The organism is Agrobacterium sp. Azo12 (assembly GCF_029193765.2).
GTDB lineage: Bacteria > Pseudomonadota > Alphaproteobacteria > Rhizobiales > Rhizobiaceae > Agrobacterium.
The window spans coordinates 962,171-986,277 of sequence record NZ_JARFYO020000002.1; the positions used below are offsets into that span (position 1 = coordinate 962,171).

The 24,107-nt window shown below is 54.6% G+C and carries 22 protein-coding genes; 8 read left to right on the top strand and 14 right to left on the bottom strand.

What is annotated here, in order from left to right; all coding sequences use genetic code 11:
* Positions 1 to 29: 29 nt before the first annotated feature.
* From PYL13_RS20805 to PYL13_RS20825, 5 genes are all read left to right on the top strand, one after another.
* Positions 30 to 605: a TRAP transporter small permease gene (locus PYL13_RS20805; protein WP_250984942.1), complete on the top strand. Its 576-nt coding sequence runs from the start codon at positions 30 to 32 to the stop codon at positions 603 to 605.
* Positions 606 to 608: 3 nt separating this feature from the next.
* The gene (locus PYL13_RS20810) at positions 609 to 2,015 is read left to right on the top strand and encodes a TRAP transporter large permease (protein WP_250984941.1); all 1,407 of its coding nucleotides are present in this window, start codon (positions 609 to 611) and stop codon (positions 2,013 to 2,015) included.
* Positions 2,016 to 2,077: 62 nt separating this feature from the next.
* The gene (locus tag PYL13_RS20815; protein WP_250984940.1) at positions 2,078 to 3,118 is read left to right on the top strand and encodes an L-idonate 5-dehydrogenase; all 1,041 of its coding nucleotides are present in this window, start codon (positions 2,078 to 2,080) and stop codon (positions 3,116 to 3,118) included.
* Positions 3,119 to 3,146: 28 nt separating this feature from the next.
* The gene (uxuA, locus tag PYL13_RS20820) at positions 3,147 to 4,343 is read left to right on the top strand and encodes a mannonate dehydratase (RefSeq protein ID WP_250984939.1); all 1,197 of its coding nucleotides are present in this window, start codon (positions 3,147 to 3,149) and stop codon (positions 4,341 to 4,343) included.
* A gap of 2 nt (positions 4,344 to 4,345) precedes the next feature.
* Positions 4,346 to 5,746 carry a mannitol dehydrogenase family protein gene (locus PYL13_RS20825; RefSeq protein WP_441296687.1) on the top strand — a complete coding sequence of 467 codons (1,401 nt, stop codon included), beginning with the start codon at positions 4,346 to 4,348 and terminating at the stop codon, positions 5,744 to 5,746.
* Here PYL13_RS20825 and PYL13_RS20830 read toward each other — a convergent pair.
* The 5 genes from PYL13_RS20830 to PYL13_RS20850 are packed head-to-tail and all read right to left on the bottom strand — an operon-like array spanning position 5,743 to position 10,065.
* Positions 5,743 to 6,600, bottom strand: a complete 858-nt coding sequence (locus PYL13_RS20830) for a bifunctional 5,10-methylenetetrahydrofolate dehydrogenase/5,10-methenyltetrahydrofolate cyclohydrolase (RefSeq protein WP_275642185.1) — start codon at positions 6,598 to 6,600, stop codon at positions 5,743 to 5,745. The genes PYL13_RS20825 and PYL13_RS20830 overlap by 4 nt on opposite strands.
* A gap of 10 nt (positions 6,601 to 6,610) precedes the next feature.
* Positions 6,611 to 7,771 carry a hypothetical protein gene (locus PYL13_RS20835; RefSeq protein ID WP_275642186.1) on the bottom strand — a complete coding sequence of 387 codons (1,161 nt, stop codon included), beginning with the start codon at positions 7,769 to 7,771 and terminating at the stop codon, positions 6,611 to 6,613.
* Positions 7,772 to 7,810: 39 nt separating this feature from the next.
* Entirely contained in the window at positions 7,811 to 8,665 is an 855-nt protein-coding gene (locus PYL13_RS20840) for an ABC transporter permease (RefSeq protein ID WP_275642187.1), read from the bottom strand.
* Positions 8,665 to 9,444 (bottom strand): ABC transporter ATP-binding protein, encoded by a 780-nt coding sequence (locus tag PYL13_RS20845; RefSeq protein ID WP_275642188.1) that lies wholly within the window; start codon positions 9,442 to 9,444, stop codon positions 8,665 to 8,667. The genes PYL13_RS20840 and PYL13_RS20845 overlap by 1 nt, the downstream gene beginning before the upstream one ends.
* 39 nt (positions 9,445 to 9,483) lie before the next feature.
* Positions 9,484 to 10,065, bottom strand: a complete 582-nt coding sequence (locus tag PYL13_RS20850) for an NAD(P)H-dependent oxidoreductase (protein WP_192489105.1) — start codon at positions 10,063 to 10,065, stop codon at positions 9,484 to 9,486.
* A 126-nt stretch (positions 10,066 to 10,191) separates the two neighbouring features.
* Here PYL13_RS20850 and PYL13_RS20855 point away from each other — a divergent pair, with 126 nt between their 5' ends.
* On the top strand, positions 10,192 to 11,028 hold the full coding sequence (locus tag PYL13_RS20855; RefSeq protein ID WP_275642189.1) for a bifunctional 5,10-methylenetetrahydrofolate dehydrogenase/5,10-methenyltetrahydrofolate cyclohydrolase: 837 nt from the start codon (positions 10,192 to 10,194) through the stop codon (positions 11,026 to 11,028).
* Between the two features lie 71 nt (positions 11,029 to 11,099).
* Positions 11,100 to 11,717, top strand: coding sequence for a nuclear transport factor 2 family protein (locus PYL13_RS20860; RefSeq protein ID WP_275642190.1), 618 nt, complete (start codon positions 11,100 to 11,102; stop codon positions 11,715 to 11,717).
* Positions 11,718 to 11,759: 42 nt separating this feature from the next.
* Here PYL13_RS20860 and PYL13_RS20865 read toward each other — a convergent pair whose 3' ends face one another.
* The 5 genes from PYL13_RS20865 to PYL13_RS20885 all read right to left on the bottom strand — a co-directional run bounded on the left by PYL13_RS20865 (position 11,760) and on the right by PYL13_RS20885 (position 18,803).
* The gene (locus tag PYL13_RS20865; RefSeq protein WP_275642191.1) at positions 11,760 to 13,763 is read right to left on the bottom strand and encodes a CocE/NonD family hydrolase; all 2,004 of its coding nucleotides are present in this window, start codon (positions 13,761 to 13,763) and stop codon (positions 11,760 to 11,762) included.
* Between the two features lie 96 nt (positions 13,764 to 13,859).
* A complete protein-coding gene (locus tag PYL13_RS20870; protein WP_275642192.1) occupies positions 13,860 to 15,476 on the bottom strand; it encodes an ABC transporter ATP-binding protein in 1,617 nt (538 codons plus the stop codon).
* Positions 15,473 to 16,297: an ABC transporter permease gene (locus tag PYL13_RS20875; protein WP_192489109.1), complete on the bottom strand. Its 825-nt coding sequence runs from the start codon at positions 16,295 to 16,297 to the stop codon at positions 15,473 to 15,475. The genes PYL13_RS20870 and PYL13_RS20875 overlap by 4 nt, the downstream gene beginning before the upstream one ends.
* Positions 16,294 to 17,241, bottom strand: a complete 948-nt coding sequence (locus PYL13_RS20880) for an ABC transporter permease (protein WP_192489110.1) — start codon at positions 17,239 to 17,241, stop codon at positions 16,294 to 16,296. The genes PYL13_RS20875 and PYL13_RS20880 overlap by 4 nt, the downstream gene beginning before the upstream one ends.
* Positions 17,241 to 18,803 (bottom strand): ABC transporter substrate-binding protein, encoded by a 1,563-nt coding sequence (locus tag PYL13_RS20885; protein WP_275642193.1) that lies wholly within the window; start codon positions 18,801 to 18,803, stop codon positions 17,241 to 17,243. The genes PYL13_RS20880 and PYL13_RS20885 overlap by 1 nt, the downstream gene beginning before the upstream one ends.
* Positions 18,804 to 19,044: 241 nt before the next feature.
* Here PYL13_RS20885 and PYL13_RS20890 point away from each other — a divergent pair, with 241 nt between their 5' ends.
* Positions 19,045 to 19,311, top strand: coding sequence for a CBU_0592 family membrane protein (locus tag PYL13_RS20890; protein WP_192489112.1), 267 nt, complete (start codon positions 19,045 to 19,047; stop codon positions 19,309 to 19,311).
* A 102-nt stretch (positions 19,312 to 19,413) separates the two neighbouring features.
* Here PYL13_RS20890 and PYL13_RS20895 read toward each other — a convergent pair whose 3' ends face one another.
* From PYL13_RS20895 to PYL13_RS20910, 4 genes are all read right to left on the bottom strand, one after another.
* A complete protein-coding gene (locus PYL13_RS20895; RefSeq protein WP_259147097.1) occupies positions 19,414 to 20,313 on the bottom strand; it encodes a LysR substrate-binding domain-containing protein in 900 nt (299 codons plus the stop codon).
* Positions 20,314 to 20,460: 147 nt separating this feature from the next.
* Entirely contained in the window at positions 20,461 to 21,441 is a 981-nt protein-coding gene (gene yjfF, locus PYL13_RS20900) for a galactofuranose ABC transporter, permease protein YjfF (RefSeq protein WP_076846325.1), read from the bottom strand.
* A complete protein-coding gene (locus tag PYL13_RS20905; protein WP_275642194.1) occupies positions 21,438 to 22,478 on the bottom strand; it encodes an ABC transporter permease in 1,041 nt (346 codons plus the stop codon). The genes yjfF and PYL13_RS20905 overlap by 4 nt, the downstream gene beginning before the upstream one ends.
* On the bottom strand, positions 22,478 to 24,010 hold the full coding sequence (locus PYL13_RS20910; protein WP_275642195.1) for a sugar ABC transporter ATP-binding protein: 1,533 nt from the start codon (positions 24,008 to 24,010) through the stop codon (positions 22,478 to 22,480). The genes PYL13_RS20905 and PYL13_RS20910 overlap by 1 nt, the downstream gene beginning before the upstream one ends.
* Positions 24,011 to 24,107: the final 97 nt, after the last annotated feature.

Here is a 24,107-nt window from a genome sequence, read left to right on the forward strand (position 1 = left end):
CTTTGGCCTAGTCCACTGGAGCTTTCCAAATGACAGATCAAAAAAACGCGCCCATCAGCGTGGAAGAGATGGCGCATGCCTTCGAGGACGAGGTCAGCGATGTCGACCTGTCTCCTTACGCATTTGAAGACTGGCTGACCATGCTGGTGTTCTGGGGCATGGCAACCAGTGTCTTCCTGCAGTTTTTCACACGGTACGCCCTGAATAACAGCCTTGCCTGGACAGAAGAGATTGCCGCCAACTGCCTTGTGGTCGTGGTGTTTCTCGGCTCCGTCATGTGTGTACGCCAGGTTCGGCACATTCAGGTCGACCTGATTTATCGTTTTCTTTCGAAAAAAACTGGCCGGGTGCTGGAGGTCGTTGTCGACCTCATCAACATCGGATTCTTTGCCTACATCACCTGGTTGATGTGGCGTTACCTCGAAATCGTTGGCGACGAACGTATGGTCACCGTCGATCTGCCACGCGGCATTGTCTTCTACACCGTATTTGCCGCCTACGTGCTGATGTTCCTGCGTTCGCTTCAGAACTTCATCAAGGACATGACAAGCAAAAAAACCGTCCGCGAGCAGGCTGATGAAGCCATCAATACACAGGGAATTTAATCAATGCTGCTTCTGATTGGCTCATTTCTGCTGCTCATGATCATCGGCACACCTGTAGCCGTATCCATGGCAGTCTCCTCGCTTTTGTATCTTGTCCTCTATGGCGTTGCACCTGATATCATCGCCGCCCAGCGCATGATCGCCGGCGTGGAAAGTTTTCCGCTTATCGCCGTGCCTTTTTTCATTCTGGCTGGCAACCTCATGAACAGCGCTGGCGTCACCGGTCGTATCTATCACTTCGCCCTGTCGCTCGTCGGCTGGATGAAGGGTGGTCTGGCGCAGGTCAATATCATCGGTTCTGTGGTGTTCTCCGGCATGTCCGGCACAGCACTCGCTGATGCGGCCGGTATTGGTACCATCGAAATCAAGGCGATGAAGGACCATGGTTACCCCGTCGAAGCCGCCGTCGGCGTAACTGCAGCATCTGCAACGCTTGGCCCTATCTTTCCACCATCACTGCCTTTCGTGATCTATGGCATGATGGCCAATGCCTCGATTGGCGCATTGTTCATGGCCGGTATTGTGCCTGGCATCGTCATGACTGTGTTGATGATGCTGACCGTTTATGTCTTTGCACGCCGCAAGGGCTGGGGTTCGGACACGCCTTTCGAGTTGAAGCAGCTTATGGGTGCATCACTCGAGGTCGTGATAGTCCTTTCCTTCCCGGCAGCAGTCTATCTCCTTGTTCTTGCCGGTCTGTCTGTCAATCTTGCTGTTCTTATCGGTCTCGTAGCTCTGGTTGCACTCGACTGGTACTTCGACTTCTCGGCGGTTATGGCTTTGATGACGCCAGTACTGCTGATCGGTGGCATGACCATGGGCTGGTTCACTCCGACTGAAGCGGCTGTTGCGGCCGTGATGTGGTCTATGTTCCTCGGACTTGTCCGTTATCGCACAATGACGTTCAGAACCCTTGCCAAGGCATCCTTCGACACGATTGAAACCACCGCGTCCGTATTGTTCATCGTGACTGCGGCGTCGATCTTTGCATGGTTGCTCACCGTTAGCCAGGCAGCGCAGATTTTTTCGGATTTCATCTTCAGCCTGACAGACAACTGGTGGACATTCCTCATTCTTGTCAACGTATTGCTGCTGATTGTTGGTGCATTTCTTGATACAATTGCCGCCATCAGTATCCTTGTTCCGATCCTGATGCCTGTTGCAGCACGGTACGGAATTGATCCGGTTCATCTTGGTATCATCGTAACGCTGAACCTGATGATTGGTCTGCTTACCCCACCTGTCGGCATGGTGCTGTTCGTTCTGGCACGCATATCAAAAATGTCTATCGAACGAACTACCTTAGCTATCCTTCCCTGGATGATCCCACTGTTTATCGCCCTTCTGCTGATTACCTTCATACCCGCAATCACATTGTGGCTGCCGACCCAGATGGGCCTGATCCGCTAACACACCATCCGCGCGGTGAAAGCCGCGCGGCATTTCCTTTTTTAAGATTAAAGGCAGATTGAATGCTCACTCGCGTTGCGCGTCTTTACGGCAAACAGGATCTCAAGGTCGAAACCCAGGAGTTCAGCGAACCCGGACCCGGCAACGTGCTGCTTCGTATGGCCGTCGGCGGCATTTGTGGTTCGGATCTGCATTATTATCAGGATGGTGGCTTTGGACCCATTCAGGTGCGAGAACCCATCATATCAGGCCACGAAGCTTCCGGTTACGTAGACAAACTGGGAGATGGCGTAAGCGAACTGACGATTGGCGCCCTGGTCGCCGTCAATCCATCCCAACCATGTGGAACATGCCAGTATTGCGATAATGGCGAACCTATTCATTGCCTCGACATGCGTTTCATGGGCAGCGCCATGCGCCTGCCGCACGAACAGGGCATGTTCCGGGATTGGCTGGTCGTTCCCACAAAACAATGCTTCGCTTTTCCAAGTGACATCACGCCAGCAGAAGCAGCTTGCGCCGAACCGCTGGCCGTTTGCCTGCATGCGGTCGCCCAGGCCGGAGATCTCACTGGCAAAAAAGTACTGGTGACCGGTGCCGGCCCCATCGGGCTGCTGACTGTCGCAGCCGCAAAACACGCCGGCGCAAGTGAAATTTTCGTGACAGATCTTGCCGACGCAGCACTGTCCCGCGCGCCTGCCATGGGCGCCACCCAGACAATAAACGTCATCTCCAATCCGCAGGGCCTTGCACCTTATCAGGAAGGCAAGGGCACATTCGACGTGGTGTTTGATTGCTCAGCCGCTGGCCCGGCGTTGCGTTCCGCATTCGCCGTTATCAAACCGCGTGGGACAATTGTGCAGGTCGGCGTTACTGGAGACATGACCATTCCACTCAATGCACTTGTCGGCAAGGAGGTCATCTGGCGTGGCTCACAGCGGTTTGACCAAGAGTTCGCGCAAGCCGTTCAGGCCATTTCATCGCGTTCCATCGACGTTCGGCCGATTATCTCGCACCACTTTCGGCTGGAAAACGCTGTTGAAGCGTTTGAACAGGCTGGCGACCGTTCCGTTGCCTGCAAGGTGCAGATCACCTTCAGCTGACCTCACTGATTTCTAAAGGAATATTGCAATGAAACATACATGGCGTTGGTTTGGCCCCGTTGACAAGGTAACCGTTCGGGATGCGGCTCAGGCCGGTGCAGAAGGCATTGTCAGTGCTTTGCACCACATTGCAACCGGTTCCGTCTGGCCAATCGATGAAATCCGCAAACGGCACGAAGAAATCAAGGCTGGCGGCCTCTATTGGGACGTCGTGGAAAGCGTGCCAGTGTCGGAAGAAATCAAGACACAGACAGGTGACTGGAAAGATCATATCGCCAATTGGCAGGAAACACTGCGTCGACTTTCTACCACCGGCATCCGTACCGTTTGCTACAACTTCATGCCCGTACTCGACTGGACACGCACCGACCTGCGTTGGGAAACCCGTCATGGCGCGAAGGCCATGCGTTTTGACCTGACCGATTTTGCAGCATTTGACATCCATATCCTCAAACGCCCAAGCGCCAAGAATGACTATCCGGAATGGTTGATCGACGATGCGGCAAAACGTTTTGCAGATATGCCCGACACCAAGATTACTGCACTTGGCAAGAACATCGGCGCGGGCCTTCCGGGGTCTGCCGATGGCTACACGCTTGAGCAATTGCTGGAGAAGTTGCGGACCTATCAGGGCATTGATCGCACCAAGCTGCAATCCAATCTGATCGATTTCCTGTCACAAGTGGTTCCTGTGGCTGAAGAAGTCGGCATCAACATTTGTGCCCATGGCGACGACCCACCTTGGCCACTTCTGGGGCTGCCACGCATTCTCTCTACTGAAGACGATTACGCGCATATGCTGAAACAGGTCGACAGCCGCGCCAACGGCGTAACCCTGTGCACGGGATCGCTGGGAGCAAGAGCGGATAATGACCTGCCGTTTATCGCCAAACGTTTTGCAGACCGTATCCATTTCGTTCACCTGCGCAATGTGACACGCGACACTGACACTGTGCCTTGCTCGTTCTTTGAAGACGAACATCTTGAGGGTGGCACGGATATGGTCGCCGTCATTGCAGCGCTGCTGGCGGAGGAAAAGAAACGCAAGCAGGAGGGGCGTGAAGACCACCGGATCGCTATGCGCCCTGACCACGGCCAAGAAATTCTCGATGACCTAACACGCGGTGCGCAACCGGGTTATCCAGCGATTGGCCGCCTGAAGGGATTGGCCGAATTGCGCGGCATCGAGCGGACCTTGCTTCACTCGCAGTATGGGCGTGTATGACAATGGAGACACTCTCGTCATCCAGCCTTCTACCGGACAACGTCTCGCAACCAACTTACAATCGAAAATTGCTCAAGCCGGGCATCGTCCACATTGGCCTTGGCGCATTTCACCGCGCCCATCAGGCGGTTTTCACCCAGAAAGCCATTGAGAAGACATTTGGCCCCTGGGGTATCGTCGCAGTCAATTTGCGGTCGCCTGAGCCGGTCAAGGCACTACAACAACAGGAAGGCCTTTACTCGGTCATCACCCGTAGCGCAGATGGCGACAAGGCTGACATCATTGGCGTGACGGTTGACTGGATTTGTGCGGCAGAACGGGGAGGCGACGTTATCGCTTACCTTTCAAACCCGGACACCCGTATCGTGACTTTGACCGTCAGTGAGAAAGCCTATGGGCTTGACCCTGTCACGGGCGGTCTTGACCTGCAACATCCTGCAATCAAGGCCGATATGGCCAACCCGCATGCACCAGTTGGCGTGGTCGGCTTTCTGGTCGAAGGTCTCGTCAGACGCCGGGAACGCGGTCATTTGCCTTTCACGATCCTGTGCTGCGACAACCTGCCATCCAACGGCCACGTGGTGCGTCGCCTTGTGCTGGAAATGGCTGAGCAGCGAGACCCAGAGCTCGCGCGCTGGATTGAACAAGAAGGCAAATTTCCCTGCAGCATGGTTGACCGTATTGTGCCTGCTGCAACAGCAGAAACGCGGCAGAGGGCGATCTCTCTGCTTGGCGTCGATGATCGGTTGGCCATAGAAACCGAACCCTTCATGCAGTGGATCATCGAAGATGATTTCATTTCCGGACGTCCGACATGGGAGGCTGGCGGTGCAGTGTTCGCCACCTATGTGGAACCATATGAAAAAATGAAGCTGCGGTTACTCAACGGCTCTCATACGCTGATTGCCCATCTCGGCATTTTGCATGACCTGGAATTTGTCCGCGACGTGATGGCCGTGCCGGAATTCGTTGCAAAGGTTGAACGGCATATGGAGGCTGTTGTCGCCACGCTCGATCCGGTTCCCGGCATCGACCTGCCGGTCTACCGCAAACAACTGTTGGACCGTTTTGCCAATCCAACCATCGCCCACCGCACCGAACAGATTGCACTGGACACTAGCCAGAAACTGCCACAACGCATTTTGTCAGCCGCATCTGAAACACTGGCAGCAGGCAGAGATGCAACCACCTTTGCCTATGTGATCGCCCTCTGGATCAAATCAATCCAGAAACGTGGTGATCTCGATGATCCACGCGGCCAAGAAATTCTCGCCGCGGCTGCGATCACTGATCCCACAGATGCCAGCGCACCATACTTCGCGATACCGGGATTGTTCCCGCCGGAATTGGTGAATGCCCGTTCCTGGCGGGATCAGGTGAATGCCGAACTGGCAAAACTTTAACCGGCTCGTTCCGCACAGTCGATGAGGCTTGAAAGCAGCTTTGCGCGCGTCAACGCGCCAACAGAACCGTGTCGGGGCGTAACCCAACCGGCAACATCGGCCACATCATCAGCAATATCAGAAACCGCCTCGGAATTGGCATTATAAGAAATGCCGACACCGACAACAGCAGCGCCCGGTTTGATCATATCAGCGGTCACCAGATCAGGCTTTCCGGCCGCAGAGATCACCACATCAGCCAGTTTTGTGTGAGTGGCAATATCAGGTGTTTTGCTGTGAACCAGCGTCACTGTCGCATCAATACCGGGAAGCGACAGCAGCATGGCAAGAGGACGACCGGTCAACATGCCGCGACCGATGATTGTGATGTTTTTACCCCCCAGCGGTACTTGGTAATGACGAAGAAGCGTCAGAATACCGGAGGGTGTGCAGGCGGTGATTTTCGGAAAACCGGCACATAGCGCACCGAGATTGACTGGATGCAGACCATCAATGTCTTTTGAAGGATCAACAGCTGCAAGAATTGCCTCCCCATCCAGGTGGGATGGCAATGGAAGCTGTACCAAAAAACCGTGAACGCTTTTATCCCGGTTGAGATCGGACACCTGAGCAAGCAAACCGGACATGTCGACGTCGCCGGGCATCCTCAAATCGATGGATTCAATGCCCAGTTCAACACAATCGGCATGTTTGCGGGCGATATAGCTGTGGCTGGCGGGATCATCCCCCACCAGCACAGTGGCAATCCTTGGTGTCACTCCGGCAGTTTGCAAAGCCGCAACACGGCTCTTCATCTCCCGTCGCAGTTTAATGGCCAGGAGATCACCATCCAGGACGATTGCTCTACCAGCCATTTGCAAAACCTTACTTCAGACCAATGGACGGATCGATAAAGCGATTTGTAACGATCTGCTCCGGTGTAACATCTGGATTGGCGCGCTCATCCAGCCGTGACTTGACGATCTTCAACATTTCCGCAACGCGCTCCATGTCGAAATCACCAATGGTCGCATTTGGGCCGTTGCCGATAACACCGGTTTTCACCATGACCTTGGACGCGTTATCAATCAGGTCCATAGGTGTTTTCCACCAGCTGGCAGCAAGTCCGGCCTGGTTGAATTCAAAGATCAGCTTGTTTACTTCGGCCGGATCTTTCACGTAGTCGATATGGGCCTGCTGGATCAAAGGAACCAGTTTTTCGAGGCATGGCGCCAGCTCTTCCAGACGGTTTGTCGCGACCGACAGCATTCCGGTATAATTGCGGTAGCCGAGACTATCGATCAGCAGATAGTCAAGCGGTTTGCCCCAGTTGTTGCCGTGGCTGAACTTGTAGACCTCGTTGGTCACAAAACCCTGATTGAGCCATGTCCCGTTGTTCGTAACGAAGTTTTCGCCGTCACCTCGATAGCCCTCAACAAAAACATCGCTCGGCACGCCCTGTTCGACAAGGTAGAGCCCGAAGGTCCGCTTGATGGTGGATACATAGATCTTGCCCTTGTCGCTTTCTGCAAAGGCCTTCAGATCGGCGATCGACTTGAAGCCGTCTGGATAGGTTGCCTTGTCCCAGAAGAGCGCAGTCGGGGAGTTATCAAGCGGCGCCATCACACCGACGACAGGAAAACGCTTGGAAAAAATGAACGCGTTGTCCAGTTCCTGAAAACCGATCTGCGGTGTCACGCCGGCTTTTGAGTTGCCGTTGTAAAGCGCGGAATAGGCGGTCTCGCCATCGCCAAGACCAACACCGCTGCCGCCCTCCAGCAGCACGAGTTCGATGCCCGTTGCGCCGAGTGGGCCGGAGTAACGACCAGTTTCCATTTTACCACCGGCACCGATCAACTGGTAAAGCCCGCCATGTTCGGCCTGCGCCAGCCAGTCCTTCTGAATGTAAAGCGGGCTGGGGCACACGTCCTTCAGCGAGGTCGTGTAATGTTCTTTGGCAAATGCGCCGGGCTCCTGCGCCCGCAGCGATGTGGCTGCGGTTGCCGCAATCACAGTTGACAGAAAAAATGCGCTTGTTTTTTTCATGGTCGTTTCCCTCATCCGTTCGCCTCCGCAGCGGACAGTCTATTTATTGCGGCGCGCCGATTCATGCCACTGTGAAAACAGCCGGTTTCCCAGCCAGTTGAAGAACACATACACGCAGATCGACAGGATCGACGCCACGATAAGCGCCGCATACATCTGTTCGTATTTGAAGTCGATCTTGGTGTTCATCAGCATCTGGCCCAGTCCACCGCGTCCAGACAGGAAGAACAGCTCTGAAACGATTGCCGCAATAACCGCCAGACTGCCGGAAATACGTAATCCCGCAAACAGGGCAGGGGCTGCTGACGGCAGCCCTGCCTTGCGCAACATGACAAACCAGCTGGCGCCCTGAAGACGGAACAGATCGATGATACCACGGTCAACGCTTTTCAGCCCCAGAAGAAGCGTGGTTGGAATGGCAAAGAAAGTGAACAGTGCAACAATCAGCACTTTCGGAAAAAAACCGAACCCCAGCGCGCTTTGAATGAGCGGGATGATGGCCATGATCGGAATGGACTGCAAGGCAACCAGGTAAGGGAAAACCGCTCGTTCCATCACATAGAACCGGAACATGATGATGCCGAGGAAAATACCTGTCGGTATCGAAATACCCAATCCTGCAAGCGCAATCGACATGGTGGTGATGGATCGCTCCAGCAGCTCTTCGCGCACAGCGGCAATTCCAAATGCCTGTGACCAGAGATCGCTGACACCTGGCATCAGGAACTGTCGATGCGGCTCAAGATTACCACGCACAAAGACGTATAGACAGAACAGGACGCCACCCATGATCAGGGGTGGCAAGAAGGCCTTCAGCAATTGACGTGCAAAGCCCGACGGTCTGGCCGGTGATATGGCGGATTGGCGTTCCAACAAAGGTTTTTGGGGCTTCATCACGCTTCCATCACCTTGCGCAGTGATTTGGAAATCTCGCCACACAAAGCTGAAAATTCAGGCGTGTAACGCAAATCCGGCTCGCGTGGATAGGTGAAGTCCACATCGAAAACTTCGACAATGCGGCCGGGTCTATTCGACATCACCGCAACCTTGCTGGAGAGATAGACGGCCTCCGCAATGGAATGTGTAATAAACAGACCACTGAAACCTTGATTGAGGTAAAGGGCCATCACCTCATCGTTCAGGCGTTCGCGGGTGATCTCATCCAATGCACCAAAGGGCTCATCGAACAAGAAGACATTGGGGTTGAGTGCAAGCGATCTGGCCAGAGAAACGCGCATACGCATGCCGCCGGAAAGACTTTTGGGATAATAATCCTCAAAACCGGAAAGACCAACCATATCAATTTGTTCACGGGCAATCTTCTGCCGATCCGTTAGGGAATAGCCCCTCAGTTCCATCAGCAATTCGACATTAGCCTGAACTTTTCGCCAAGGCAGAAGTGTAGCATCCTGGAAAGTGTAACCCAGTTGTTGCCTGTCCACCCAAACATCGCCAGCCGTTTGCCGCACTAAACCGGACGCCACGCGCAACAATGTCGATTTTCCGCAACCCGATGGCCCGACAATCGAAATGAACTCACCGGTCTTTACGGACAATGTGACATCTTGCAGCGCCTGCACACCATCAGGGAAACGCAGCGAGACCTGATCGAAGGCGAGAGCGGTATTGGCCTGTGGCAAATGTGACGGGAAGGTGCTGTCTCCTGTCGTCATGGCATTGATGGGTTCATGGGTAGATAGCCTTGTTATCGCTTAGAACCGTGACATGTCCCTGCGTATTTTTTCAATGAATGCTTCTACCCGTTCAGGCTTGGCGTTGTTCATGTTGTAAAGGGCATTATAACTCACCTTTACGCGGGGATTACACACAACACGTAGAAAACGGGTCGCATTGCGACGCGGTGTATCACCGAGAAAAATTGCCCGCCAACGCGGTGAACCGTAGGTCGTCACCGTCGCCAGTTTCTTGATGTTGGCAAGACCGGGACCGAGTTTTCCATCCTTCAATACAAAGGACACATCCGGCAGAAAAACACGATCAAAATAGCCTTTCAAAATGGCAGGCCAGCCAAAATTCCAGATTGGATGACACAGTACCAGCGCATCGGCATTTTTCAGCCGGTCAACATAAGGTGCCACGCGACTGCGATTGATGCTGACATCGTGATAGTCCCGACGATCGGCTTCCGACAAAACGGGGTCGAAGCCTTCAGCATAGAGATCGAGGTCGTCAACTTCATGGCCGGCGGCCTTGAGACTTTCGACAACGACTTGATGCAGCCTGGCATTCAGGCTGTCTTTCAACGGGTGAGCATAGATGACATGTACTTTCATTGCCGAAGCTTTAAGAAATTATCCCGGAAAAAGAAATGTCCCTCTGAGGGCTGATATCAAATTTGTTGCGCGAGAGATTAAAACCGCGTCAGAAGCCGTGGCAGGCATAAAGTGGGGCCCAATTTCATGACCAGTATTGTCACCGGTTTCGAAATCGCTGCAGGGATCAATGCGGAAACGCTAAAGCGCTCATCTGCAATGGCAAGGCCACCGTGCTGCACGATCCTGCTGGATCAGACAAATGCCGGCATGAATGCCTATACAGAACGCTTACGTTCGATGGCACTGCAAGCGGGCATAAAGCTGGAAACCGAAACATATCCGGCAAATGCGGTGGACCTCTTTGAACGCATCACCGTTTTAAGGGACGACCCTGTTGTTGATGCCGTTGCCACTCTCTATCCACTGCCATCAGGCGTTGAACCTGTCGATCTGGCATTGGCCCTTGGTCCCGACAAGGACATAGACGGTCTGCATCCACTTCATGCGGGCAGACTCGCACTTGGGGTTCCATCCCGCGCTCCTGCAACAGCGCAGGCTTGCCTGCTTATGGCGCAGGAACTGGCGGGCTCTCTAAAAGGGAAAAACGTCACCATCATCGGTGCGTCTCGCATTGTCGGGCGGCCACTTGCACAGATATTACTGGATCACGAAGCAACCGTCAGCATCACACATGCAGCAACCCGGGATTTACCGTCTCACACACTCCGGTCGGACATCATCATAACGGCCGCTGGCGTTCCAAAATTGCTTGATGCAAACCACGTTGCCAAAGGCGCCATTGTCATCGACGTTGCGATCAATCGCACCGCAACAGGGCTCGTCGGAGATGCGGATCAGGCAGCACTCAGTGGCATCGCCTCGGTCATCACACATGTGCCTGATGGCGTTGGCCCCATTACCACAGCATGCCTGTTTCGAAATATTCTGGAAGCAGCAGAAGCAGCTTCGAGTATCGTTTGATTTGTAGCGAAGAAACGTATTCTTATGTCGAGCATATCCCGGCTCGCGGGTGAGGCTGGAAGGAATACGACATGTTTGGGACAATAAAAACAATGGCAGCGGTTACGGTCGTATGCCTGCTTACGCCTGCAATGGGCATTGCCGCTGAAGTGCGCACTGGTGTTACATATGCCGGAGAGGTCGAGAAGAATGCGGGCCGCGCTGCCATGCAGAACCTCATTTTCGACCTAGCCGCAGCTTGGGCATCCTGCAACGCAAGTCTGATGAAAAACACGGTGGCCGAGGATGTGGAGTTTTCCTACCCGACCAATCATGTTTCCGGCCGTGACAAGATGTTGGAGGATCTCGCACAGTTCTGCAAAAATGCCAAGGATACCAGTATCTACCTTCCGGCTGATGCATTCTTCATCGACATGGAAAAGGGTCGTATCGCAGCCGAATTGCAGTTCCGCACGTTTCAGCGTGGCAACCGCCAGGTGGTGAATGATGTCTGGATCGCCCACGTCAAGAACGGCAAGATCAGCGTCATCAAGGAATATCTCGACGGACGGGTCAAAGACCTGCAGGCGCAGGGCGTTTTGCAGCTTGAAGAAAGCCCTGAAACTTTGACGCCATGGCCACCTCGTACCGAGCAATGGAAAGGCTGTTTTCCGCTGGTTAAGGCTGCGCCAACCAACACTTGTCCTTAAAAAATCCCCGGACAGTTTCTGGAACTGTCCGGGGATATTCATTTACATCAGATCGCGCTTGAAACTCTCGTCCCACTCGCGAGTTTTCACCGCAGCTCCATTTTCATAAGCCGTCAGTGTGCCTGTCAGATAGAAATTATCTCTATCGGAGGTCATTGCTGTGCGGCTTTCAACCTTGATGCGCCAACCTTCACGACCCATTTCATAGGTCTGCGTCAGCACGTATTTTGCAGTCAGCGGGTCGTTATCCTGGATGGTCAACTCGCGACGCAAGCTATGGCTCAACTCGGTGTCGATCTCGTCGAAACGCAGCACACCTTCTCCGAACAGACCACCAACACCCTCAGTAATGTAGGTATTGATGCCGGTTTCATGGTCCTGCTCGGTCCAACGGCGAACCGTGCCAGCATCTGTTTGTGTGACCGGTGTGAATGGGCCATGAGCAGGTGCGGCAAAGGAAACGGCAATGCCGTCGCCGGCAGCACGCTGCGGCAGTTCGAGCGCGCTTTCGGCAACCGAAATGCTCAAGGTGGCATCATAAGGAGCGGTCCAGACCATCGGCCAATAGGCCGTTGCAATTGCCAGCTGGATCTTGTGCCCCTTGGCGAAACGATAACCGCAATCATTCAGCTTGATAGCAACGTCATAAAACTGACCTGGGACAAGCGCTTCCGGATTTTCATGGCTGTCACGGTGGGTCAGGTTGAACACCTGATAGCTGGTGCGGGAGACGCGCCCATCCGGCAGGACATCGTTAAGACGCAGGTTGATCTGCGCAACAGGGCAATCTGCAGCAATGCGCAGGCGCACAACAGGCGCTCCAAGCACGTCGAGATCGTCCTGCAATGTCGCGGTTTCAAAAACAAGCGCGCCGCCATTGTCGAGGCGCTGATCCGTAGGGTGTTCACCCGGGCAACCGGTCGACATCCACTCGCCAGCAGCCTTGCCGTGGCTCTGCGGTGAACGAATGGACAGAACACCTTCTGTTGTCGCCGCTTCGGTCAGGCTGCGATCTGCACCAAGATGCAGTTTTTTGGGTGAAATCGCTGGCGACGGCCATTCGGCTTCACCAACCCAACGACCATTGGTTGTGGTGCGGGTGCCGGTCGGCTCAATGGTGTCGCACACAAAGGCGCGCATCATCGGCTCATTCATGATGCCGGTTTCTTTGCCCTTCAGCCAATGATCCCACCAGCGTGTCGCTTCCTGCAGGAAACCGATTGCCGGGCCAGGCACCCCGTCCTGTGGATAGATGTGACCCCATGGACCGATGATGCCGCGGCGCGGAACTGTGAGGTTTTCAAGCAGGCGATATACCGGGTTTGTATAGCTGTCCGCCCAGGCACCGATTGCCAGAACAGGGCACTGGATATCGTTCCAGTCTTCGCAAACCGAACCATGCTTCCAGTAGTCATCGTAGCGCTGATGCTCGAGCCACAAAGCCGGGAAAAACGGCAGCTTTTCAAGCCGTTCCAGCCAGCTGTCACGCCAGCTGTCACCAACGATTTTTGGATCAAGCGGACGGCTTTGGTAGGCAAGCATGATCGTGCCCCACCACAGATTGTCGTTGAGCAACAGACCACCCATGTAGTGGATGTCGTCGGTGTAACGGTTATCCGTCGAATAGGTCGTAATTATTGCCTTCAATGCCGGTGGACGGCGGGAGGCAACCTGAAGGCTGTTGAAGCCACCCCAGCTTTTGCCCATCATGCCGACATTGCCGCTGCACCATGGCTGACGCGAGATCCAGTCGATCACCTCAAGAGCGTCATCCTGTTCCTGCTTCAGATACTCGTCCGCCATGTGGCCGTCGGATTCACCCGTTCCGCGCATATCAACACGAATGGCGGCAAAACCCTGTGCTGCAAAATAGCCATGCATCGGCTCATCACGACCGCGGGTGCCGTCACGCTTTCGGTAAGGGATATATTCGAGAACTGCCGGAACGGGCGACGTTTCTGCATCTTCGGGCAGCCAGAGGCGGGCACCAAGGCGCGCACCATCGCTCATCGTGATCCAGATATGTTCTTCAACACGTACTGTCATGGGATATTCCAATTGAAGCTGTTGCGGTCAGGCGCTTGCCACCGCGAAAGGAGAGCAGAAGTGGCGGCCGATCCTGAAATCAGCCGCCACTTGAAATCAGGCCGCAGTGACGCCGTCACGTTTTGCCAGCACGTCATCGAGCCAGTCGCGGCGCAGTTCCGGAACAGAGGTAATCAGCTGTTCGGTGTAAGGCTGGTAAGGAGGCTTGAAGATTTCCTCCGTCGTACCGGTTTCAACGATGCGCCCATGCTGCATCACCATGGTGCGATCAGCCAGACGGCGAACAACACCAAGGTCATGGGTGATGAACAGGTACGAAACACCCAACTCGTCCTGCAAGGATCGCAGAAGTTTCAGAATTTCTTCAGCCACCAGAGGGTCAAGAGCCGACGTCACCTCATCGCAGATGATGAGGTCAGGCCGTGCAGCAAGAGCACGTGCAATACACACACGTTGCTTCTGGCCACCAGACAGCGCCTTTGGCAGTCTCTCGGCAAAATCCTGCGGCAGACCGATCAGGTCGAGTATGCGCGCCACTTCTGCTTTGCGCTGCTCTTCATTCATGCTGAAGTAGAACGACATTGGACGACCAATGATTTCACCAACAGTCTGACGCGGGTTCAGCGCAACATCCGGAAGCTGGTAAACCAGCTGGATGCGACGCAATTCTTCACGGCTGCGCTTGGTGTAGTTGTCGGCAAGTCGTTGGCCAGCGAGAGAGATAACACCTGAGGAGTGTGGAGGCAGGCCAGCAATGACACGGGCGAGGGTCGATTTACCCGATCCGGATTCACCCACGACCGCAAGCGTTTCGCCCTTGCGAAGTTGGCAATTTACGTCGGTCAGCACTTTCTTCTTGCCGTAGTAGGCTGTGACGTCACGCACATCGAGCAGCACTTCACCGCCCTTGTGGTGCGCACCACTGCCGGCAATGCTGGCTTCACGCTCCGAGACAAGACGACGCGTGTAGTCCTCCTGCGGATGCTCTAGGATTTGTTCGGCAGAACCTGCTTCAACCTGTTTTCCATGACGAAGAACAGTAATGCTGTCGGCAATCTGCGCAACAACAGCCAGATCGTGCGTAATGTAAAGTGCCGCGGTGTTGTACCGCTGGATCAGACTACGTAGCAGCGCGAGAACCTCGATCTGCGTCGTTACATCAAGCGCTGTGGTCGGCTCGTCCAGAACCAGAATATCCGGGCGGCAGGACATGGCCATGGCAACCATGGCACGCTGCAACTGACCACCGGACACCTGGTGCGGATACCGGTTGCCAAAGTTCTGGTAATCCGGCAGTTGCAGCGTCTGCAACAGTTCCAGCATCCAGGCCTGCGCCTCCTGCCGGTTCATGATACCGTGATAAAGCGGACCTTCCATGATCTGCTCGCCAATTTTCATGGCCGGATTAAAAGCCGCAGCAGCACTCTGTGCCACGTAAGCGATCCGTGCACCGCGCACAGCCTCGCGGCCTGCACGCGTTACCCTCATCAGCGACACGCCGTCGACGAGAATTTCGCCGTCGACGATACGGCAACCGTTACGGCCATAACCCATGGCCGCAAGGCCAATGGTGGATTTACCCGCACCGGATTCACCGATCAGTCCCTTTACCTCGCCGCGTTTCAGGTCGAGATCGACATTGTCGACGAGAATGGCGCCATTCGGAGCCGCAACCTTGAGGCCACGGATTTGCAGAACATTGCTATCGCTCATCTGTCTGCTCCCTGAACTGAACTGCGGCCAGCCAGCAACCAGTCAACCACGAGGTTGACGCCAATCGTCAGAATGGCAATGGCAGCAGCCGGATAGAGCGGCGCGTAAAGACCATAAAGAATAGCCTGCTGGTTATCCTTCACCATACCGCCCCAGTCGGCGAATGGTGGCTGCACGCCAAGTCCAAGGAAGGACAGACCCGCAACGAACAGGAAGGTAAAGCAGAAACGCAGACCGAATTCAGCAATCAATGGAGGCAAGGCATTGGGCAGGATTTCCTTGAAAACCAGCCACAACAGACCTTCACCACGCAGACGCGCCGTTTCAGCATATTCAAGCACGTTGACGCCCTGCGCCACGATGCGAGCCAGACGGAACACACGGGTCGAATCCAGCAGCGCGATCGTGATGATCAACACCGGAATGGATGAACCAAGCGCCTGAAGAACCACCAGTGCCGAAATCAGAACCGGTATACACATGACCGTATCGACAATGCGCGACAGCACGGTATCCAGCCAGCCACCGAAAATCGCAGCAATAAAACCGAAGGTGATGCCGATGGTAAAGGACAGAAGTGACGCCGCAAGGGAAACACCGATCGAAATCTGTGCACCGGCAAGCAGACGCGACAGCATGTCACGACCGTTCTGATCAAGGCCGAACCAGTGGGCAGCCGACGGAGCGTCAAACGGTGCGCCAACAATTTCTTCCTGTCCAAATGGTGCAATGCTTGGCCCCAGAACAAACAGGATGATGTTGACGGAAATGATAAACAGACCGACCCATGCGGTCGGAGTGATGGAACGAATGGTTTTCATCGTGGATGCCTCAAACGCGGGTTGAGGGCGATTGCCGAAACATCGGCGATGATGTTCAGAATGACATAAGCGGCACCAAAGACCAGTGCAGCCGCCTGAACCAGAGGCAAATCGCGTTTCGAAACAGCGTCAACCATGAACCGGCCAAGGCCGTTATAGTTGAACACCGCTTCCACCAGCACAACGCCGGTAATGAGATAGGCAATGTTGAACGAGACAACATTGACGATGGGAGCCGCAGCATTGGGAAGTGCGTGACGCATCACAGCACGTTTGGTACGCAAACCCTTGAGGTATGCCGTTTCCACGTAGGCCTGATCCATAACCGCCAGAACGGCAGTACGGGTCATACGCAGCATCTGGGCAACCGTAACCAGGACCAGCGTCAAGGCTGGCAATGTTGTCGCCTTTAACCAATCGGTAAAGCTCATGCCAGGATAGATATCAGCAAGGCTTGGTAGCAGGTTGTAATGCACCGATACGAACAGGATTAGCAGCAGGCCGAGAAAATATTCTGGCAGGGAAACAAATCCCAGCGCAACGACATTGACGATCCGGTCGAAAAGGCTACCGCGCCAGATAGCACTGAGGAGGCCGAGAAGGATGGCAACGGGTACACTGACGAGAGCGGCATAAAGCGCCAGCGCCATGGTGTTCCAAAAGCGTGGCCACAGAAGATCCGCGACAGGCTGACGGTTGGCCAAAGAGTTTCCGAGATCGCCGGTTACAAAACCGCCGAGCCAAGTGAAATAGCGTTGCAGGAGAGGCTGGTCCAGACCGAGATCGGCGCGAAGGACGGCAAGGGATTCAGGCGTAGCGTTCTGGCCGAGTATCGCTGACGCCACATCACCGGGCAGAAGCTGAGTGCCGGCGAAAATAAGCGCCGACACCAGCAGTAGCGTCAAAATACCCAAAGCAACGCGCTTCAGGATAAGTTTTGTCATTATTCTTCCAACCAGACCTTTTCAGCAAGGCGTGCGCCCATGAAGTTGAACATGGGGTGGGTGGTCACGCCCTTCAGTTTCTTGGAAGCAGCGTCAAGGTAATCGCCGAACATCGGGATAATCGCGCCGCCGTCATCGGAAATCAGGCCCTGAAGTTCAGCGTAGATTTCTTTGCGCTTTGCATCATCGAGCAATGCGCGCGCTTCGACCAGCTTCTTGTCGAAGCTGTCATTTTTCCAATGCGTATCGTTCTGTGCCGATGTCGAGGCATAAGCGATGGTCAGCATCTGGTCTGCAGTCGGACGGCCGCCCCAGTAGGACATGCAGAACGGCGCCTTCATCCAGACGTTATCCCAGTAACCATCAGCTGGTTCGCGCTTCAGCGAAATTTCGATGCCGCTTGCAGCAGCAGCTGTGCGGAAGATCGCAGCCGCATCGACAGCACCGGAGAACGCTGCTTCAGACGCAGATAGCTCAACCTTCAGGCTGTCGAGACCTGCCTGCTTGAGGTAGAACTTCGCCTTTTCAGGATCGTAAGGGCGCTGTGGCAGGTCCGCCGCATAAAAACGGTCCGAGCTTGGGATCGGATGGTCGTTACCGATGCGGCCGTACCCACGCAGCGCGGTTTTCAGCAACTGCTCACGGTCGATCGAGTGCTTCAGTGCCAGACGGACGTTGTTGTCCGTGTAAGGCGCCTGTGTGCAATCCATCAAAAATGTGAAGTGCTGGCCACCGGCCGACTGAACGATATTGAGGTTCGGGTTGCGGCGCAGCAGGTCAACGGTCTTAAAGTCGAGCTGGTTGATCGCATGAACCTGACCGGACATCATGGCGTTGGTACGGGCCGAAATGTCATTGATAACGATAACTTCTACCGCATCGACGTGGGCCGCATTCGGCTTCCAGTAGTTTGGGTTGCGGGTGAAGCGCGAACGGACGCCTGGATCATAGCTCTCGTAAACGAACGGTCCTGTGCCGACAGGCTTGCTGAAATCCGTCCAGCCATCGGGAACGACCAGGAAGTGGTAATCGGATAGAATGTAAGGCAGGTCAGCGTTGCCGCTTTCCAGCACGATCTTCACTTCGCTTTCGGAGACCTTCTCGACTGCCTTCAAGGCTGCCGCAACCGAGCGAGCAGCTGATGTGGTTTCACCACGGTGCAGGTTGATCGAGTAGATGACGTCTTCAACTGTCAGGGCCTTGCCGTTGTGGAACGTGACACCTTGACGCAGTTTGAAGGTCCACTCAACCGCACCAGGTTGCGCTTCCCAGCTTTCAAACAGTTCAGGAACAGCCTGATTGTTGGCATCGATTTCGACAAGGCCGTTCATGATCATGAAGGCCTGGTTGACCGGAACCCAGTCTTTCAGAATGCGCGGATCGAGGTTGTCAGTCGTGCTGCCACCGCCGATACCAAGCTTCAAAACACCGCCTTTTTTCGGAGTTTCGGCACCTTGGGCGCGCGCATCGGTAATGAAACCGGCAGAAAGCGCAGTCAAACCGGCGGCACCAGCAAGGAAGCCTCGCCGATTGATTGCAAAGGATAAGGGTGAAGACGTCATACTATGGGTTCCCTGTTTTTATCCAAGCCGCAGCGAGGCTCGGCCGAGGCCATTGCCCTATCGTACTCCATCGTTCGGTACTAGCTAAGCGACGCTCCGAGGGGGTATGATTTTTATGCATGGGGGCATGAAATCTCAATGTATTGGTTTCTTTTTCAAGCGGAGTAGATGAGCAACGCCGGAGCCTGTCCGGTGTCATTATTCCCCTGAGACACAGGGGTTATCGCGTATGGAGTGAACCATGGGGCTTGCTGATTTTGTTGGCCTTGCAGGAGCTTTTTTCTATCTCTTCGCCTATGCTCTGTTGCAGCTGCGTTTCCTGACGATTGAAGACGGGCGTTACACGCTTCTCAACGTTCTGGGCGGTGTTGCACTCATCTATTCGCTGATGTGGAACTTCAATATCGGCTCACTCATCTCGCAGGTAGCGTGGCTGATTTTTACGATTATCGGCTACACGCGTTTCCTGATGGAAAAGCGTCGTAAAGCCCGTGTTGTGCCTGTCTAGGATTGATCGTTGACGTATGTCAACCGCCACCAAAGCGCGTCAAAGACATGTTGCGCTTTGGTTTCTACGTATGGTTTTAGCAAACAGCGCAACTGTGCCGTATTACAAATTTTCCCGTGTAGTTTCCTGATTATTGGCGATAAGCCAATCTGAAACCTCGCGCACAATTTTGCGCTGATGGCGATCTGACGGACGCATAAGATAGAACTTTCCCTCAGAGCGCATGGTGTGCGAATGCATGGGAACAAGCGCACCGCTATCCAGCTGATCGCGGATAAGCCATGTCCAGCCCAAGGTTACTCCAAGCCCTTGCGATGCCGCAGCAACGCAAAGACCGTAGTCGCCAAGCCGCCATTGAATAGCGTCCTGCGGTGGGGTGATCTGTGATGAATGCCACCAGTCGCGCCAGTCCTGCCATTCGCGCATCGAATCTTCAATCGAGATCAGAACGGGCGCTTTCTGGTCCATGAGGTCAGGCATCCCCCCCTTGGAAACCGGCACCACTTCCTCCCGCCCAAGTTCGGACAACCAGACACCGATCGGGCGTTCCTTGCGGTAGAAAATTGCCAGATCAAATTCATCAAGACGCAGATGCGCGACATCATCGGTCACCCGCAGTCTAAGTTCGACACCGGCGATGTCCTGCTTCAGTTTCGAGAGGCGGGGTAAAAACCACTGGTCAGCAATACCGCGTGAACAGGCGATGGTGATCTGTCGTGCGCCAGACCATGAGCGCACACTATCTGTCACGCTGGCTATTTCGGAAATGAGCCGTGAGACGTCGATCGAATAGTTTTCACCCATCGTCGTCAGACGGACACCAGTCGGTACGCGATCAAACAACTTGGAACCAATGAATGCCTCCAGTTTGCTGATCTGGCGACTGACGGCACTCTGCGTCAGGCCCAATTCAATGCCCGCACGGGAAAAGCTGCCGAGCCGCGAAGCGGTTTCAAAAACCACCAGAGCCTCCAGCGGCGGAAGCCGAGTTGCCGTTCCCATGTGCCATCTCCAGATTTGAAGCAAATCATGGCCTGGGTTGCCTTTTTAGCCCTTATTCAGCACCCCGCTCATGCATTCAGCCTTATACGGCTGGACGGCCTTAATTTTCAACTGTCAAGAAAGGGCCTGCAACGGGAACGTTACCTATCAGGCATGCGCTGCTGCAGTCAGCTTGCGGTTGGAGTACCAGACAATTCCTCGCTGCAAGACAATAAAGACAAACAGCAGAATGCCGATGACAATCTTTGTCCACCACGACGACAGCGTCCCTTCGAACACGATATAAGTCTGGATCAATCCCTGAATGAGCAGGCCAATGAAGGTGCCCGCCACCAGACCGGCCCCGCCTGTCAAAAGTGTGCCACCAATCACTACGGCCGCGATAGCATCCAGCTCAACACCAACGGTTGCCAGTGAATAACCGGACGATGTGTAAAGCGTGTAGGCAATTCCTGCCAAACCCGACAGGAAGCCGGACAAAGCGTAGATGCCAATGGTGGTAGCGCCAACCGGCACACCCATCAGTTCCGCCGACTGTTGATTGCCGCCCAGCGCATAAACATTGGCACCAAAGCGGGTTCTGCTGGCAATGATGATGCCAGCTGCAAACACCAGCAACATGACGATTGCCAGTGCAGTCAATCGGCCGCCGCCAGGAAAACGGAAATAGAAGCCCTGAATGGCGTCAATAACCGGGTGCGAGATCGGCACCGACTGGGTGGAAATGAGATAGGCAGCGCCACGCGCCAGAAACATGCCAGCCAGCGTTACAACAAACGGGGGAATGCCGAGAAAGCGGATCATGCCGCCCATCAGGCATCCGAACAGCGTCGAGATAACCAGAACCGCTGCGAAAGCGACCAGCGGATGAACGCCATACGATCCAACCAGCACCGCGACAAAGACACTGGCAAAGGCAATGACAGAGCCGATGGACAGATCGATACCGCCGGACAGAATGACAAAGGTCATGCCAACGGCGGCAATGCCGAGAAACGCATTATCCGTCAGAAGATTACCGATAACACGGGTCGACAACATATTGGGGAATTGCGCCACGCAAAGCGCGTAAGCGATGAGAAAGATTACCAGAGCGGCCAGAAAGGGCAGATTGCGGGTGTGGATCATTGTGCCGGCCCTTCTCTGGTAACATTTGATGTCGTTGTCTTTTGTTTTGGCTTTTCAGGTCTCAGAAAACTGATGAAAGTCGAGATCGCCGGCGACTGCAGCGTCAGGACGATGATGATGATCCCGGCCTTGATGATCAGGTTGAATTCCGGCGGGAAACCGGAAACCAGAATGCCGGTGTTGATCGCCTGAATAATCAAGGCGCCGATCAATGACGCAGCGATAGAAAAACGACCGCCATTCAGTGAGGTGCCACCAATAACCACGGCAAGGATTGCATCCAATTCCAGCCACAGGCCGGCATTGTTAGCGTCCGCACCTCTGATATCGGCGGTCACAATCAGTCCTGCCAGTGCCGCACAAAGCCCGGAAATAGCATAGACAAAAAACAACAACACACGCGCTTTGACGCCAGCAAGTGAAGCAGCCCGGCGATTGATGCCGGTCGCTTCAATCAACAAGCCAAGCGCACTTCGCCGCACAAGAATGCCGATGATGAGCGCCGCACCGATCCAGATCAACACGGGCAGTGGAACGCCTGCAAATGACCCGGATCCGATGGCTGCAAAAGTGTCGTTGTTGAAGGTTAGAATAACACCCTCGGTAATCAGCTGTGCAATGCCACGCCCGGCAACCATCAGGATGAGGGTGGCGATGATCGGCTGGATGTCGAGAACCGCCACGAGTAGGCCGTTCCAGAGACCGCAAGCAATGCCGACCGCCAATGAAACGATGATAACCACAGGCAACGAGTGGCCATCACTGATGAGCGTGGCGGCAACTGCGCCGCAGATCGCGATCACTGCCCCAATCGAAAGATCGATACCACGCGTCGCAATCACGAGCGTCATGCCAATGGTGAGAAGTGCGACAGGCGCAGCACGCACCAGAATATCGATCAAGCTGCCATAAAGGCGGCCCTGCTGAAATGAGATCGTCAGGAAACCAGGTGATAGGACCGCAATGACTGCGAGGATAATGGCAAGCGCACAAAGCTGCGGCGCAAGACGTTTGAAGCGCGAAACAATCATGGTCATCACGCGGCCTCCGTTCTAGATGCGGCAGCGGCATCTGCAATCGCCTGCATGATGGCATCCGCATTGACGGCATCACCGCTCAATTCGGCGACGTGCTTGCGATCAGAGAGAACGATGACACGATGCGCAATCGCCGTCAGCTCCTCCAGCTCGGAGGAAATGACGACCAGAGACATGCCCTGTTCGCAGAGCCTCTCGATCATTTTCAGGATTTCCGCATGCGCACCAATATCGATGCCGCGTGTCGGCTCATCCAGAATCAGCAGCCGTGGATTGGTGGCAAGCCACCGTGCCAGAATGGCTTTTTGCTGGTTGCCACCGGACAAAAACTTGATCGGGCGCTCACGGTCAGCAGGGCGGATGTCCAGTGACTTGATAAAATCATCTGCCAAGGCAGCCTTCTGGCGTCGCGACAATGGTTTTGCCCAACCCTGCCGTGCCTGCAAGGCAAGCGCGATGTTATCAGCCACTGAAAAATCGCCAATAATGCCGTCGGTCTTGCGCTCTTCGGGACAGAAGCCAAAGCCATATGCAATCGCCGTTTCCGGTGTCGAAAGGCTGATCTGCTGTCCGTCAACCGTGGCAGTGCCACTATCGGATTTATCCACGCCAAATAGTAGAAATGCCGTTTCAGTACGGCCTGATCCTAGCAAACCGGCAATGCCAACAACCTCACCGTGGCGAATGGACAGATTGAACGGCGCAACACTGCCGCGCTTTCCATATCCTTCAAACCGGATCGGCGCCGTGCCATCCGCAACGGTTTCTTCCGTCGCATGGCTGTGATGTGTGACCTGCTGCAACTCGCGGCCCAGCATCATGGAAATAAGTTCCGAGCGCGGCAGACTGGCAATCTCGCGAGAGCCAACCAGACGACCATTGCGCAAAACTGTCACACGGTCGGCAATGTCATATACCTGATTAAGAAAATGGGTGATGATAACGATACCAAGGCCCTCATCACGCAACTGGCGAAGCACCGCAAACAGCATCTCGACCTCATGGCTGTCGAGACTGGCAGTCGGTTCATCAAGCACCAACACTTTCCCTGAGAGGTCAACAGCACGTGCAATGGCTATAATCTGCTGTACGGCGACAGAATAGCTGGAAAGCAATGACGTGACATCAATCGACAGACCGTAGCGGGCCAGCAAAACAGTCGCTCTGCGGTTCATTTCCTTGCGGTCAACCAGACCGAAACGTCGTGGCTGGCGTCCGAGAAACAGGTTTTCGGCGACAGTCAGGTTCTCAAGAAGGTTCACCTCTTGATACACCGTACCGATCCCCAGAAGCTGGGCCTCACCGACATTGGAGGGGGAGATTTCATCGCCATCCAAAAAAATCGCACCGCGATCACGCGTGTAAACGCCAGTCAGAATTTTGATGAGAGTGGATTTTCCTGCACCGTTTTCACCCAGAAGGGCATGGACTTCACCTTCGTTCAGCGTGAAGTCAACTCCATCCAGCGCGGGAATACCAAGGAATGATTTTCCAATGGTGCGCGCTTCAAGAAGTGGGGCCTTTACTGCCATATATCAGGTTCCTGCCAACTGCCTGCATCAAACCCTTGGGAACGCGGATAACCAGGGATTACGCAGCATTTCGAACACGTTACAGAGCCAGGGCTGC